The sequence below is a fragment of the Lacisediminihabitans sp. genome (assembly GCF_036404185.1).
Taxonomy (GTDB): domain Bacteria; phylum Actinomycetota; class Actinomycetes; order Actinomycetales; family Microbacteriaceae; genus Lacisediminihabitans.
Genome location: NZ_DASWPB010000076.1, coordinates 16,909 through 30,816 on the forward strand (window position 1 = coordinate 16,909; position 13,908 = coordinate 30,816).

Annotated in this window: 14 protein-coding genes; 8 read left to right on the top strand and 6 right to left on the bottom strand. The window is 69.2% G+C overall.

The window, feature by feature from the left end; translation table 11 throughout:
* Positions 1-5 precede the first annotated feature (5 nt).
* From VGC18_RS04395 to VGC18_RS04420, 6 genes are read left to right on the top strand one after another with little or no spacing between them, the layout of a single operon-like run.
* Positions 6-1,070 carry an LLM class flavin-dependent oxidoreductase gene (locus VGC18_RS04395; RefSeq protein WP_331094614.1) on the top strand — a complete coding sequence of 355 codons (1,065 nt, stop codon included), beginning with the start codon at positions 6-8 and terminating at the stop codon, positions 1,068-1,070.
* Positions 1,067-1,726, top strand: coding sequence for an isochorismatase family cysteine hydrolase (locus VGC18_RS04400; protein WP_331094616.1), 660 nt, complete (start codon positions 1,067-1,069; stop codon positions 1,724-1,726). The genes VGC18_RS04395 and VGC18_RS04400 overlap by 4 nt, the downstream gene beginning before the upstream one ends.
* A complete protein-coding gene (locus VGC18_RS04405; RefSeq protein ID WP_331094618.1) occupies positions 1,723-3,057 on the top strand; it encodes an NtaA/DmoA family FMN-dependent monooxygenase in 1,335 nt (444 codons plus the stop codon). The genes VGC18_RS04400 and VGC18_RS04405 overlap by 4 nt, the downstream gene beginning before the upstream one ends.
* Position 3,058: 1 nt before the next feature.
* Complete coding sequence (locus VGC18_RS04410; protein ID WP_331094620.1) at positions 3,059-4,849, top strand: MDR family MFS transporter; 1,791 nt, start codon at positions 3,059-3,061, stop codon at positions 4,847-4,849.
* A 20-nt stretch (positions 4,850-4,869) separates the two neighbouring features.
* On the top strand, positions 4,870-5,343 hold the full coding sequence (locus tag VGC18_RS04415; RefSeq protein WP_331094622.1) for an NAD(P)H-dependent oxidoreductase: 474 nt from the start codon (positions 4,870-4,872) through the stop codon (positions 5,341-5,343).
* 5 nt (positions 5,344-5,348) lie between these two features.
* Positions 5,349-5,849, top strand: a complete 501-nt coding sequence (locus VGC18_RS04420) for a flavin reductase family protein (protein ID WP_331094624.1) — start codon at positions 5,349-5,351, stop codon at positions 5,847-5,849.
* A gap of 20 nt (positions 5,850-5,869) precedes the next feature.
* Here VGC18_RS04420 and VGC18_RS04425 read toward each other — a convergent pair whose 3' ends face one another.
* The 4 genes from VGC18_RS04425 to map form a co-directional block, all read right to left on the bottom strand.
* On the bottom strand, positions 5,870-7,003 hold the full coding sequence (locus tag VGC18_RS04425) for a hypothetical protein (RefSeq protein WP_331094626.1): 1,134 nt from the start codon (positions 7,001-7,003) through the stop codon (positions 5,870-5,872).
* 70 nt (positions 7,004-7,073) lie between these two features.
* Complete coding sequence (locus VGC18_RS04430; protein ID WP_331094663.1) at positions 7,074-7,763, bottom strand: response regulator; 690 nt, start codon at positions 7,761-7,763, stop codon at positions 7,074-7,076.
* A 228-nt stretch (positions 7,764-7,991) separates the two neighbouring features.
* Positions 7,992-8,741 carry a polyphosphate--glucose phosphotransferase gene (gene ppgK, locus VGC18_RS04435; RefSeq protein WP_331094628.1) on the bottom strand — a complete coding sequence of 250 codons (750 nt, stop codon included), beginning with the start codon at positions 8,739-8,741 and terminating at the stop codon, positions 7,992-7,994.
* Between the two features lie 18 nt (positions 8,742-8,759).
* Complete coding sequence (map, locus tag VGC18_RS04440; protein ID WP_331094630.1) at positions 8,760-9,626, bottom strand: type I methionyl aminopeptidase; 867 nt, start codon at positions 9,624-9,626, stop codon at positions 8,760-8,762.
* Between the two features lie 34 nt (positions 9,627-9,660).
* Between map and VGC18_RS04445 the strand changes: the two genes are divergently transcribed.
* Positions 9,661-9,831 (top strand): methionine aminopeptidase, encoded by a 171-nt coding sequence (locus VGC18_RS04445; RefSeq protein WP_331094632.1) that lies wholly within the window; start codon positions 9,661-9,663, stop codon positions 9,829-9,831.
* A gap of 15 nt (positions 9,832-9,846) precedes the next feature.
* Here VGC18_RS04445 and panB read toward each other — a convergent pair whose 3' ends face one another.
* Together panB and VGC18_RS04455 are read right to left on the bottom strand one after the other, a co-directional pair.
* Positions 9,847-10,683, bottom strand: a complete 837-nt coding sequence (gene panB, locus VGC18_RS04450) for a 3-methyl-2-oxobutanoate hydroxymethyltransferase (protein WP_331094634.1) — start codon at positions 10,681-10,683, stop codon at positions 9,847-9,849.
* Between the two features lie 13 nt (positions 10,684-10,696).
* A complete protein-coding gene (locus VGC18_RS04455; protein WP_331094636.1) occupies positions 10,697-12,472 on the bottom strand; it encodes an NAD+ synthase in 1,776 nt (591 codons plus the stop codon).
* A 69-nt stretch (positions 12,473-12,541) separates the two neighbouring features.
* On the opposite strand from VGC18_RS04455, the gene VGC18_RS04460 reads away from it, so the two are divergent.
* Positions 12,542-13,897: a glutamine synthetase family protein gene (locus tag VGC18_RS04460; RefSeq protein ID WP_331094638.1), complete on the top strand. Its 1,356-nt coding sequence runs from the start codon at positions 12,542-12,544 to the stop codon at positions 13,895-13,897.
* Positions 13,898-13,908: the final 11 nt, after the last annotated feature.

The window sequence follows — 13,908 nt, forward strand, 5'->3', positions numbered from 1 at the left end:
GCACGATGCCAGCGAAAGAATACGGAATCTTCCTGCCGATCGGCAACGGAGGATGGATGCTCTCGACGACCGCGCCGCATCCGGAGGCGACCTATGCCTGGAACCGGCGCGCGGCGGTGCGTGCAGAGGAGATCGGCCTCGACTTCATCATGTCGATGGCGAAATGGCGCGGCTTCGGGGGAGCGACCGACCACTGGGGGCGCTCCCTGGAGTCGATGACCCTGATGTCCGCACTCGCGGAGGCGACCAGTCGGGTCAAGATCTGGGCGACCATGCATGCCAACGTGCACAACCCGGCCGTCGCCGCCAAGATGTATGCCACGCTCCAGGACGTCTCCGGCGGGCGCGCGGGGATGAACATCGTCAACGGCGCCTACGCCGCTGAGTTCGAGCAGTTCGGCATCTGGGACGCCGAGCTCAGCCACGCCGACCGCTACGCGATGACCGAGCTGTGGACCGAGGCGGTGACCCGGCTGTGGAGCGAGGACTCCGTCACCATGCACACCCCGTACTTCGATCTGGTCGACTGTCAGTCCCGGCCGCACCCGGCCACACCGCCGACGATCATCAGCGCGGGAAAATCCGAGGATGCCCGGGCCTTCCAGGCTCGCTTCGCCGACGGGGCCTTCCTCGCCGGCGACAGCCTGGAGGAGATGAAGGCCCTGTCCCTGGACGTCCACGAGCGTGCCGCCGCGAACGGACGGGCCTGCAAGACCTACTCCATGCTGACGGTGGTGCAGGCGGAGACGGACGCCCTGGCCGAGAAGAAGGTCAAGGAGTGGGGTGCCGGCGTCGATCGCGAGGCCCTCGCTCTCATGCGGGCCTCATGGGGCATCCCGGCGGAGCAGGCGCGAGCCTGGGCCTCGGACGCCGTCGGCGAGGCGGCGTTCCAGACGGCCTATGTCGCCGGCTCCGCTCAGACGGTCACCGAGCACATCGAGTACATCGTCGGCGAGGCGGACCTCGACGGGCTGATGCTGATCTTCCCGGAGTACGACGAGGACATGGCGCTGTTCGGCGAGACCGTGCTGCCCGCCCTCCGCGCCCACGACGAAGCGAGTCTCCGATGACGTCGTTGAGGCAGGCGCAGCTGGCCCAGCTGGCCACCGCTGGCCGCCGGCCGGCCCTGGTCGTCGTCGACGTGCAGCACGATTTCGGCGATCCGGAGCGTCTGACCGACTACGGATTGACCGACGAGGCGCTGGCGGCGCTGGACCGGACGGTGACCCGCATCGGCGGCCTCGTCAACGCCGCGCGCCACACCGGTGTGCCCGTGGTGTGGGTGGAGCTGGGAAGCGATCCGGCACGTCCGTGGAGGTCGAGCAACTGGCTGCGCGAGGGCGACTACGACGCCCCCATGAGCGACTCGGAGCCGTGCCGCATCGGAAGCATCGGCGCCCAGTGGTACCGGATGGAGCCGGCCCTTGGGGAGCTCCGTGTGGTGAAGCGCGGCTACAGCGGCTTCCTGGGAACCGGACTCGACGAGAAGCTGCGCGCCGCCGGACACGACTGGCTGACAATCGTGGGTCTGACCAGCGAGTGCTGTGTCGACGCCACCGCTCAGGATGCGATGCAGCTGGACTGGCCGGTCGTCGTCCCCCGGGACGCCACGACGGCCTACGACCTCGCCGTCCACGAGGCTGCCCTCGTTCAGCTCGAGCTGAACGTCGCCGTGCTCTCCGATGCCGACGAGGTCGTCGACCTCTGGAAGCGGGCGGTCGCATGAGCGGGATGCATCTGGCCTACGACCTCTCCTTCACCCACACGGAGGGCCGGTGGGCGCAGCCCGGTTCCTGGGTGGGTCAAGACTTCCCGGACGTGCGGATGTACATGGAGGTGGCGCGCGTCGCCGAACGCGCCGGCGTCGACATGCTCTTCTTCGGCGACGGCTCCGGGGTGCCGAGCACCTGGCGCGGCAGCATCGATCCGGCGGTCGAGTGGGGCATCCAGTGGCCCCGGCACGACATGTCGCCGATCATCACCGCCATGTCGACGGTGACCGAGAACATCGGCTTCGGCCTGACCTACTCGTCCACCTTCATGCACCCGTTCTACGTGGCGAGGCTGCTCAACTCGCTCGATCACGTCACCGGCGGACGCATCGCGTTCAACGTCGTCGCCTCCAGCCGGGGGGCGGATGCCGCGAACTACGGATACGCGCAGCTGATCGACCACGACCTGAGGTACGAGCGGATGGAGGAGTTCATCGGCGTCTGCCGCGCGCTGTGGGACTCCGTGGCACCCGACGCGATCCTCCGCGACCGGGCCACCGGACGGTTCGCCGATCCGACCAAGGTGCGGTCGATCGACCACGCCGGCCGGTTCTTCACGGTGAAGGGACCGCTCGCCTCCGTGCCGAGCCCACAGATCCACCCCGTCATCGTCCAGGCGGGCAACTCGCCGAGGGGGATCGCCGGCTCCGCCTCCTTCGCCGACCTCGTCTTCGGCTTCGGCGGGAATCTCGGCGGCCAGCAGCGGCACCGGGCGATGCTCGATCAGGCGCTGATCGCCGAGGGAAGGGATCCCGCGCACGTCGGCATCCTGTGGGCGACCCAGATCATCGTCGGCCGCACGGATCGGGAGGCTCAGTCGCGCCGGGACGCGGTCATGGAGTTCTGGACGGATGAGGCGGTGGGCACCATGCTCTCGCACAACGCCGGCTACGACTTCTCGACCCTGCCGACGTCGTTCCGGGTCGGTGAGCTCCGCGACGAGATCGCCGCCACGGGCGCGAGCCCGGCCGGCTTCGTCGGCGCCCTCGTCGAGGAGTTCGGCGCGGAGCACAGTCTGACCCGGACCGAGTTCTTCGAGCGGGGCTTTGCGGCGGCGAGCGGGCTGGATCACACCATCGTCGGGGGACCGGACACGGTGGCCGACGCCCTCGAGGCGAATTTCGAGGCGACCGGCTCCCGCGGCGGTTACATGCTCTCCAGCCCGCTGGCGATGCCTGCGGGCCTCGCCGAGATCAGCGAGCTGCTCGTGCCGCAGTTGCGGCGGCGCGGCGCCCTCGCCCCCCGTTATCCCGGCACGACCCTGCGCGAGAACCTGGCGGTGTGAGATGGATGCGGAGAAGAGGACAACGGCGCGGGAGTGGCTCGCCCTCGGCAGCCTGTGCCTCGGGTTCTTCATGCTGCTCCTCGACAGCACCATCACCTCCGTCGCCCTGCCGGCGCTCATGTCGGGGCTGCGGACCACGCAGACGCTCGCGATCTGGGTCAACAGCGGTTATCTCGTCGCCTACGCGGTTCCCCTCCTGATCGCCGGTCGACTCGGAGACCGGTTCGGCCGCAGGCGGATCTACCTCATCGGTCTCGCGCTCTTCACGATCGGATCCCTGTTCTGTGCGCTGGCGCCGACGATCGGCCTGCTGATCGCCTGGCGGGTGCTGCAGGGAGTGGGTGCCGCCCTGATGACGCCGCAGTGCCTGACGATCATCCGCTCGCTCTTCCAACCGCCCCGGCTGGCCGTCGCCCTCGGCATCTGGGGCGCCGTCGGCGGCGCCGCGTCCGTGGCCGGCCCGCTCCTCGGCGGCTTCCTGGTCGGGGCCTGGGGCTGGCCCGCGATCTTCGCGGTGAATCTGCCCGTCGGTGTGCTGACCGTCGTCGCCGTGCTGGTGTGGGTGCCGGTCTCCGCCCGTGTCCCGGCGCGTATCCCGCTCTGGGCGATGATCGGCAACGGGGTCGGTGTCTTCGCGCTTGTGCTGGGCATCCAGGGGACGGATGCGTCCTCCGCCTCCGTCGCGGGAATGCCCCGGTGGCTGTGTGCGCTCGTCGGCGGCGGGCTCGTCGTCGCCATCGTCTGGATGCAGCGGCGGTCGCACGAGTCCGCCCTGCTGCCGGTGGTGCTGTTTCGGAGCCGGGGGTTCGTCACGGCCTCCTGGGGCGCGGCGGCGGCCGCCTTCTGCGTCGGCTCAGCGCCGATACCCCTCATGCTCGCCCTTCAGGAGGGCCGTGGGCTGGGTGTGGTCGCCTCCTCCCTCGCGATTGTGCCGATGGGACTGCTGTGCCTCGCCGCGGCGCCGCTGTCGGCCAGGCTCAACAACACCGTCGGCATCCGTGTCGTCGCCCTGATCGGGGCTGGCGCACTCGTCCTGTCGATCGGCGGAACCGCGGTCCTCGTCGCGGCCGCGGCGCCCCTGTGGTCGATCTCGGCGGTCTTCGCCCTGTTCGGCATCGCCAACTCCTTCGTGTGGTCGCCGTTCTCGATCGCGACCGTGACCACCGTTCCCCGTGACTCGATCGGAGCGGCCTCCGGCACGTTCAACGGGATGAAACAGCTGGGTGCGGTGCTGGGCAGCGCGGCCACGGCGGTGGTGCTGTCCGCGGCGACGGACGCCGCGGCTCTCGCGATGCTCGCGGCGGTCGGGCTGCTGAGCCTGCTGGCCGCGGCCTTGCTCCCCGGCCCGCCGATCGTCGGCGAGACCGAGGGCGTGGCCGACGACATCGGGGCCGGGACGATGGTCGGCACCGTGGTCGCCGGCGAAGGCGCCGGTCACGGGCTCGGCTATCCCACGGCCAACATGGCCGTCGAGCCCCGGACGGTGACGCCAGCCGACGGGGTGTACCTCGGTCGTTTCCGGCTGCAGTCCTGGCGCTCGGCGAAGCCCGCACTGGTGTCGATCGGCTCCAACGAGACCTTCGTCGGGCGGCAACGGACCGTCGAGGTGCATGTGCTCGACTTCGACGGCGACCTGTACGGACAGCGGGCCGAGCTCGTCACGGGCGAGCTGATCCGCTTGCAGCGGGCTTTTGCGAGCGTCGGCGACCTCGTCGACGCGATGAAGAAGGACGAATGCGACGCCCGAGCGCGGCTCGCACGACACGAAGAGGAACGGACGAAGGTCGCCTGATGGTCACTGCAGCAGTAATCGTGGGAAACCCCAGAACCGGCTCGCGCACGCGCGACGCCGCCGAACGACTGGCGGCCGCTCTCGGTGCGGAGGCCACCGTCGTCGAGGTCGCCGAGTTGGGCGCTGGTCTGCTCGGATTCGGCGACCCGATCGTCGCGGAGGCGGTCGCCGTCGTGCAGCGTGCGGATGTCGTGATCGCCGCGTCCCCGACGTACAAGGGCACCTACACCGGCCTGCTTAAGCTCTTCCTGGACCAGTTCGCCACCGCGACCGGACTCGGGGGCGTTGTGGGCATCCCGCTCATGCTCGGCGCGGGTCCTGGCCACGCCCTCGCCCCCGAATGGGCGCTGAAACCCGTGCTCGTGGAACTCGGGGCGGTCTGCCCCGCGCAGGGGCTCTATCAGCTCGACTCCCGGTATGCCGAGGACGACTCGCTGGCGAGATGGGTCGATCGCTGGGGCCATGCCGTGCGGGCGTCGGTTCGGGGGCGGTGAGCGCGATGTCGATCACCCGCGAGTTCACCTCGGACCCGGCCGCGATGTCGGCCGCCTTCTCCGGCTTCCCTTCCGGCGTCGCCGCCCTCGCCGCCATGGTCGCCGACGAGCCGATCGTCATGATCGCCTCCTCGTTCACCGTCGGCGTCTCCTACGAGCCGCCGATGGTGTCCTTCGCGGCGCAGAAGAGCTCCGGGACCTGGCCGATCCTCGCGACGGCTCCGGCCATCGGGGTGTCCATTCTCGGCGAGGGTCACGCGGAGACGACCCGTCAGCTCGCCTCGCGGGACAGGGGGAACCGCCTTCGCGGCGTCGGCCGGGCCGAGGCGGCGTCGGGCGCCGTCTTCCTCGAGGGATCGCCGACCTGGCTCGAATGCGCGGTGGAACACGTCTATCCGGCCGGCGATCACGACATCGTCGTGCTGCGAGTGTTGGCGATGCTCAGCGATGAGCTGCCTGCGCCGCTCGTGTGGCACGAGCGTCGGGTGAAGATGCTGCCGAGGTGAGGGGAGCGGCCCGATGCCCGTCAGCGCCCGGTCGCCGCAGGCACCCATCGCTGGCGACCGTCTCGCCACCAGACCTGACCGGAGGGCGCTTCGTCGGCGGTCCCGGTGGGGTCGGTGAGCCAGTAGGTCTCGTCGGGGTTCCAGCCGGCGATCACGCTGGCGGTCGCGTCGTCGATGACCGCGGCACGGCCAGCGGTCGACAGATACGCCGCCACGGTCAGGTGAACGGCATCGAAATCCCGCGCGACCCGTTCCCAGTCGGGGATGACCCAGTCGCCGATGCGACCGGTGACGCGGTACCAGTCGTGGCGACGCGACGCGGTGACCTCCAGCGGGTAGCTCCGGCACAGCCGCACCCAGGCCGCGGCATCCTCGATCTCGTACACGCGGGCATCCTGGGGAGCCGTCACGCGGCCGACGACGGCGCCTGCCCAGCCGAGCCCGTCCTCGACGAGCCACAGTCCGGCCGGGCCGAGCGAGCCGAGGTCGCGTGTCGTGTGCGTGAGGGCCGTCGGCGGTTTCGACCACCAGGCGCCGCTGTACGCCGCCGTCGGATCCGTCGGCCGTTCCCTGGTCGACCGGTCCTCGTCGTGCATCGTCGCCTCTGACCAGGCCGCGAGCCGCGCGGCGGCGCCCATCGCCCGGTCTTCGAGCGGCGTCCCGTCACCGCCACGGTCCTCCCAGCGGACCGCCCACTGCCGGTGCCGTGCGAGCGGCTCGGGCCACCAGCCCGCGGCGGGCGAGACGGCGATCTGCGCGGCGACCCGGGTGAGCGCCTCCTCCATGACCGGTCCGGCCGCGAGCACGTCCTCGCCGTCGGGTTCCTGCCAGTATCTGGCGGCGTCGACCACGGTCGCCAGCGCCTCCAGCAGCGTCCGCTCGTTCGGGGTGGGCAGGGGCAGGCGGCCGAGAAGGACGGCGACGTCCTCGGCGGAGTAGTGCGGACGTTCCACCTCTGGGCCTCGGGTGCCGATCAGGATCCGGGAGCGGCCGCTGCCGGGGTCGAGGTCGTATCCGGCCTCGAAGACGGCGATCGCAAACGCCCGGCCCACGTCCTGCAATTCGCCGCCGGCGCCGGCTGCAGTTCTGGCATACTCCAGGCACAGCCGCCGACCCCGCGGACCGGCCAGCAGCGTCTCGGCCGTGATCACCATCGGTGTGCCCCTTCCGCCGCGCGTCACCGCGAACGCCTCCACCCTAGGACTCCGTGCGACCCCGGTGGGGTCAGTCCGGCGAGAAGCGATATCCCATACCCGGCTCGGTCAGCAGGTGCCGCGGGTGCGAGGGCTCCGGCTCGAGCTTCTTGCGCAGCTGGCCCAGATAGAGCCGCAGATAGCCGTCCTCGTTCTCGTAGGCCTGCCCCCACACGGCGGTCAGGAGGTCGTGCTTGGTGACGAGTCGGCGCGGGTTGCGCACGAGCACCTCGAGGATGTGCCACTCGGTCGGCGTGAGCCTGACCGGTGTCACCGCCCCCGCGGCATCCGTCCTGGTCACCGTGTGCGCGGCAAGGTCCACCCTGACGTCGCCGAAGTCGACCACGGGCTGCTCCGGTTCGACGAGCGAGCGCCGGCTCAGGGCACGGATGCGCGCGAGCAGCTCGTCGATCGCGAACGGCTTGGTCACGTAGTCGTCCGCCCCGGCGTCGAGCGCGGCAACCTTGTCGATGGAATCGGAACGACCGCTGACGACGAGGATCGGCACCTCCGTCCAGCCCCGCAGTCCCTCGATGACCCGGATGCCGCCGAACCCGGGCAGGCCCAGGTCGAGCACCACGAGCTCTGGGGCGATGCGGGTGGCGACCTCCAGCGCCTCCGGCCCGGTGCGGGCCAGGTGCACCTCGTGGCCGCGGGCGGCGAGGTTGATCCGCAGCGCCTTCAGCATCTGTGCATCGTCGTCGACGAGGAGAACACGCATCATGCCCTTCTTCCTCGCCTCCGGTGACATCCCCATGGTAGGGGTGCGGACCGCCGGAGCTCTCCTAGCGCGTCGTGACCGTGAGCATGGGCACCGTTGGATACCTGCCTGCGATGGCGGGAGATATGACACCGTGCGGCGGGGAAACGGTCCCGTGGCGGGAGGCGCGCCTCCCGCCGCGGGAATGGATCTCCCGCCGCGGCAACGGAGCGGGGGCTAGCAGTCCGGCTAGCGACCGGCGGCGAGGGCGGCAGCCCCGAGGATGCCCGCGTTGTTGCGCAGCGTCGCGGGGACGATCGGGACGCTCAGCTTCAGCAGCGGGAGGAAGTCCTCGTACTCCTTCGATACGCCGCCCCCGACGATGAACAGGTCCGGGTGGAAGTACTTCTCCAGGGCGCCGTAGTATTTCTGCAGCCTCGCCGCCCAGTCCGTCCAGCTGAGGTTCTCGCGTTCCTTCGCCGAGTAGGCGGCCTTGGTCTCGTAGTCGACGCCGTCCAGCTCGAGGTGGCCGAGCTCCGCGTTGGGGATGAGCACGCCGTTGTAGATGAGTGCGGTGCCGATCCCGGTGCCCAGGGTCGTCATGATGACGAGTCCCTTCCGCTTCTCGGCGGCTCCGAACAGGGTCTCGGCGTAACCGGCGGCATCCGCGTCGTTGACGAAGCGGATGTCGGCGTCGAAGCTCCTCTGGAAGAGCTTCGCGGCGTCGAGGCCGATCCAGTTCTTCGACACGTTCGCGGCGGAGAGGGTCGTTCCCTTCACCACGACGGCGGGGAAGCACACGCCGATGGGCTCCTTCTTCTTGAGGCCGCCGAGCTTGGTGATGACCTTGCCGACGGTGTCGACGATGTCCTGCGGCTCGCCGCCCTCCGGAGTGGGGAGCTTGACCCGGTCGCTGAGCAGTTTGCCGGTCGAGACATCGACGATGGCTCCCTTGATTCCGGTGCCGCCGATGTCGATGCCTACTGCCTTGTGAGCCATGATTCCACTTCTCGGGTGTCAGGGGATGGTGAGTACTTCTGCGCCGCGCTCCGTCACGACCATCGTGTGCTCGAACTGTGCGGTGAGGCTGCGGTCCTTGGTGACGACCGTCCAGCCATCCGCCCACATCTCCCACTCGATCGAGCCGAGGGTAAGCATGGGCTCGATCGTGAACACCATGCCCGTCTCGATCGTGGTCGAGTAGGCGGGTGCGGCGTCGTAGTGCGGGATGATGAGCCCGGAATGGAAGGCCTCGCCGACGCCGTGACCGGTGAAGTCGCGCACCACCCCGTAGTCGAAGCGCTTGGCGTATGACTCGATCGCCCGTCCGATCACATTGATCTGCCGCCCGGGAGCGACGGCCTTGATGCCGCGGTTCAGGGACTCGCGGGTCCGGTCGACGAGGTCGACGGCCTCTGGCGCGGCCTCGCCGACCACGAAGGTCTGGTTGCTGTCGCCATGCACGCCGTTCTTGAAGGCCGTGACGTCGATGTTGACGATGTCGCCGTCCTCGAGCACCGTGTCATCGGGGATCCCGTGGCAGATGACCTCGTTGATGGAGCTGCACAGCGACTTGGGGAAACCCCGGTAGCCGAGGGTCGACGGGTAGGAGTCGTTCGCGATCATGTAGTCGTGGCCGATCGCATCCAGCTCGTCGGTGGTGATACCGGGACGGATGCTGGCGCCGACCAGGGCGATCGCCTCCGCCGCGATCCTGCCCGACTCCCGGATGCGCTCGACGGCCTCCTGTGCGTACACGTCCGACCCGGTGAATCTGGCCGGTTCGGCCCTGCCGACGTACTCGGGCCGGGGGATGTGCTTCGGCACCGCGCGGCGGGGGGAGACGCGACCAGGGACGAGGTGTCCGCTCGAATCCTTGGGCATAGGATCGATTTTAGTCAGCGACGGGAGCTCTCTCATGACGCAGTGGTATTACAACAACCGGACCGGCGAGGTCGAAGAGGGCAAACAGTCCCTCGCCTCCGAGCTCGACGGGCCGTTCTCGACCAGGGAAGAGGCCGCGAGGGCACCGGAGATCATCGCCGAACGCGCCCGCAAATGGGCCGAGGAAGACGCCAAGAACGACTGACTCCGCCCGGGCGGGTCAGTCCTTGTACTCGTGCTCCGGTGCCGGGTACCGCTCGGTCGTGACGTCCTCGATGTAGGCCTTCGCCGCATCCGTCAGCACACCGCTGAGGTTCGCGTATCGCTTGACGAAGGTCGGGATGCGTCCCGTCGTCAGCCCGGCCCAGTCCGTCCAGACCAGCAGCTGGCCGTCGACGTGAGGACCCGCGCCGACCCCGATCGTCGGGATGCGCAGCTCCTCGGTGACCCGCCCGGCGATGAGCGACGGGACCATCTCGAGCACAACCGCGAAGGCCCCGGCATCCTCGACCGCATGGGCGTCGGCGAGCAGCTGCTCCGCGCCGCTGCCGCGTCCCTGGATCATGTGACCGCCGAGACCGTGCTCGCTCTGCGGAGTGAAGCCGATGTGGGCCATCACGGGGATGCCGGCAGAGACGATGCGACGGATCTGCTCCGCGCTCCTCACGCCACCCTCGAGCTTGACCGCGTGGGCGTTGGTCTCCTTCATGAAGCGGAAGGCCGTGTGCAGGGCCTCGTCCGGCCCGGTCTCGTAGGAGCCGAAGGGCATGTCGGCGACGACGAAGGCACGGGACACCGCGCCGGCGACCGCCCTGGCGAGCGGGATGAGATCATCGACGCTCACCGGGAGGGTCGTGTCATAGCCGAGAACGTTGTTGCCCGCTGAGTCGCCGACCAGGAGGAAGTCGACTCCCGCCGCATCGAAGATGGACGCGGTGAGCTGGTCATAGCTCGTGAGCCCGGTGATCTTGATGCCGTTCTCTTTGGCGTTCTGGAAATGCCTGGTGCGAATGCGCTTCAGATTCGCCTGAGCTGCCGCGGCGATGGGGTCGGTCATCCCGCAAGTCTATTCACGAACGGGCGCCCCCCGCGGTGGTCTGCGCCCCCGGGAGCACGTCGAGACTCGGCCGATAGGTGATCGGGAGCCGGCGATCCCGTCCGAAGGCCATCTCGCTGATCTTCGGGCCGATCGCGCCCTGCCTGCGCTTCCATTCCGCACGGTCGACGAGCCGGGTGATGAAGTCGACCGTCTCACCGTCGAAGCCGAGGGCGATCACATCGTCCCTGCCGAGCTTGCGGGTGATGTAGGCGTCGAGGATGGCGTCGAGCACCTCGTAGTCCGGCAGCGAATCCTGGTCGGTCTGGTCCGGTCGCAGCTCCGCGCTCGGCGGCTTGGTGATCGAGTTCTCCGGAATGGGCGGCACCTCGCCGCGAGAGGCGGCGAACTGGTTGCGCCAGCGGGCGAGCTGCCAGACCAGGGTCTTCGGAACGTCCTTGATCGGGGCGAAACCGCCGGCGGAGTCCCCGTAGATCGTGGAGTAGCCGACGGCGAGCTCCGACTTGTTCCCGGTCGTCAGCACGAGATGGCCGCGCAGGTTCGACAGCCCCATGAGGATGATGCCCCGGATGCGCGCCTGCACGTTCTCCGCGGCGGTCCCGGTGAGCTTCAGCTGGCTCTCGACCGGCAGCACGAGGTCGGCGATGGGCTCGACCGAGTAGTGCAGGCCGAGCCTCTCGGCGAGGTCGTCCGCGTCGGAGCGCGAATGACCGGAGCTGTAGCGGCTCGGCATGCTGACCCCCCAGACGCGGTCCGCGCCGATCGCATCGACGGCGATGGCCGCGCAGACGGAGGAGTCGATGCCGCCGGACAGGCCGAGGATGACGGAGCCGAATCCGTTCTTCTGCACGTAGTCGCGCAGCCCGAGCACCAGCGCGTTCCACAGCTGCTCGCGGTCGTCGGGCAGGATCGCGATGTCCGGCTCGAGGGTGTCGTCGCTGGGCCGTCCGCCCTCGAGAGCGACCCTGGCGACGTGCGGAGGCAGGGGGGAGTCGGTGGCCGCGGCGACGTCGAGGTCGACCACGAGCAGGTGCTCGCGGAACTGCGGCGCCCTGGCGAGGATGACCCCCGCCGCGTCGACCACGACGCTGTCGCCGTCGAATATCAGGTCGTCCTGGCCGCCGACGATGTTCACGTAGGCGACGATCGTGCCCGTCTCGGTCGCCCTCCGGGTCACGAGCGGCAGCCGGACCTCGTCCTTGTCCCGCTCGAAGGGCGAGGCGTTGATGACAACGAGGAGGCCGGCATCCGCCTCGAGCACGCGCTCGACGGGACCGCCGTCCCTCCAGAGGTCCTCGCAGACGATGAGCGCGACATCCACGCCCTTGATCCTGAGCACAAGCAGCTCGTCGCCGGGGATGAAGATGCGGTACTCGTCGAACACGGAGTAGTTGGGCAGGTGGTGCTTGGCATAGCGGGCCTTGACGTGCCCGTGCTGGAGCACGCTCGCGCAGTTCTGGGCGATCGCGCTCGGGGCGTTGCTCGTTCCGAGCAGCCTGGGCTGGAGCGGCCCGTCCGGATGCCCGACGATGACGACCAGCTCGCCGAGGCCCTCGTCTTGCAGCCTCTTCGCCAGGTCGATCACGGCGTCGCGGCACGAGGAGAGGAAGCTCGGCCGCGAGGCCAGATCCTCGATCGGATAGCCGCTGAGCGCCATCTCGCCGACAGCGAGGATGTGTGCGCCCTGCGCGGAGGCGCGGCGGGCCGCCTCGAGAATCTGGTGGGAGTTGCCAGCGAGGTCGCCAACGACGGGGTTGGTTTGGCCGAGCGCCAAGCGGAGTCGGGGCATAGCCACTAGCCTAATAGTCGGGCCGAACCGTCACGATCGGCGGCCGCGACGACCAGGCAAGAGGAGCATATGGACAAGCAACGGGACTTCGTTCTTCGCACGATCGAAGAGCGCGGTGTCAAGTTCATCCGCCTGTGGTTCACCGACGTCATCGGCACCCTGAAATCCGTGGCCATCGCCCCGGCGGAGGTGGAGGGCGCATTCTCCGAGGGCCTCGGATTCGACGGCTCGGCGATCGAGGGACTGACCCGTTCCTACGAGGCCGACGTGCTCGCGCATCCGGATCCCGCGACCTTCCAGATCCTTCCCTGGCGGGGCGAGATCGATCCCACCGCCCGCATGTTCTGCGACATCACCACCCCGGACGGCCAGCCCGCCGTCGCCGACCCGCGGAACGTGCTCAAGCGCACACTCGCGACGGCGGCCGAGCGCGGCTTCACCTTCTACACGCACCCCGAGGTGGAGTTCTACCTGCTCAAGAGCGCCCAGTTCGGCGCCGAGGGCCCCGAGCCGGTCGACAAGGCAGGCTACTTCGACAACGTCCCCGGTGGGACCGCCCACGACTTCCGGCGCCGGTCGGTGCGGATGCTCGAAGACCTCGGGATCTCGGTCGAGTTCAGCCACCACGAGGCGGGCCCCGGCCAGAACGAGATCGATCTGCGGTACGCGGACGCCCTCACCACGGCCGACAACATCATGACCTTCCGCACCGTCGTCAAGGAGGTGGCGATCGAGCAGGGCGTGTACGCGACCTTCATGCCGAAGCCGCTGTCCGGCGAGCCCGGCTCCGGCATGCACACCCATATGTCGCTCTTCGAGGGCGACGCGAATGCCTTCTTCGACGCCGGCGGGCAGTACCAGCTCTCCAAGATCGGCCGCCAGTTCGTCGCCGGCCTGCTCCATCACGCCCCGGAGATCACCGCGGTGACGAACCAGTTCGTCAACTCGTACAAGCGGCTGTGGGGCGGGACGGCGCAGGAGAAGCTTGGCGAGGCGCCGAGCTTCGTCACCTGGGGCCACAACAACCGCTCCGCGCTCGTGCGCGTGCCGCTGTACAAGCCGGGCAAGGGTCAGGCGGCGAGGGTCGAATACCGCGCGATCGATTCCGCCGCGAACCCCTACCTGGCGTTCTCCCTGCTGCTGGCCGCCGGGCTCAAGGGCATCGAGGAGGGCTACGAGCTCCCCGCCGAGGCGGAGGACAACGTCTGGGAGCTCTCCGACGCCGAACGCCGCGCCCTCGGGTACAGCCAGCTGCCCGCCAGCCTCGATCACGCCGTCGCCCTCATGGAGGAGTCGGAGCTCGTGGCCGAGACGCTCGGCGAGCAGGTGTTCAACTACGTGCTGCTCAACAAGCGTCAGGAGTGGCGGGAGTACCGCGCCCAGGTGACGCCGTACGAGTTGAAGAGCAACCTGGAGATGTTGTAACCACGAGGTCG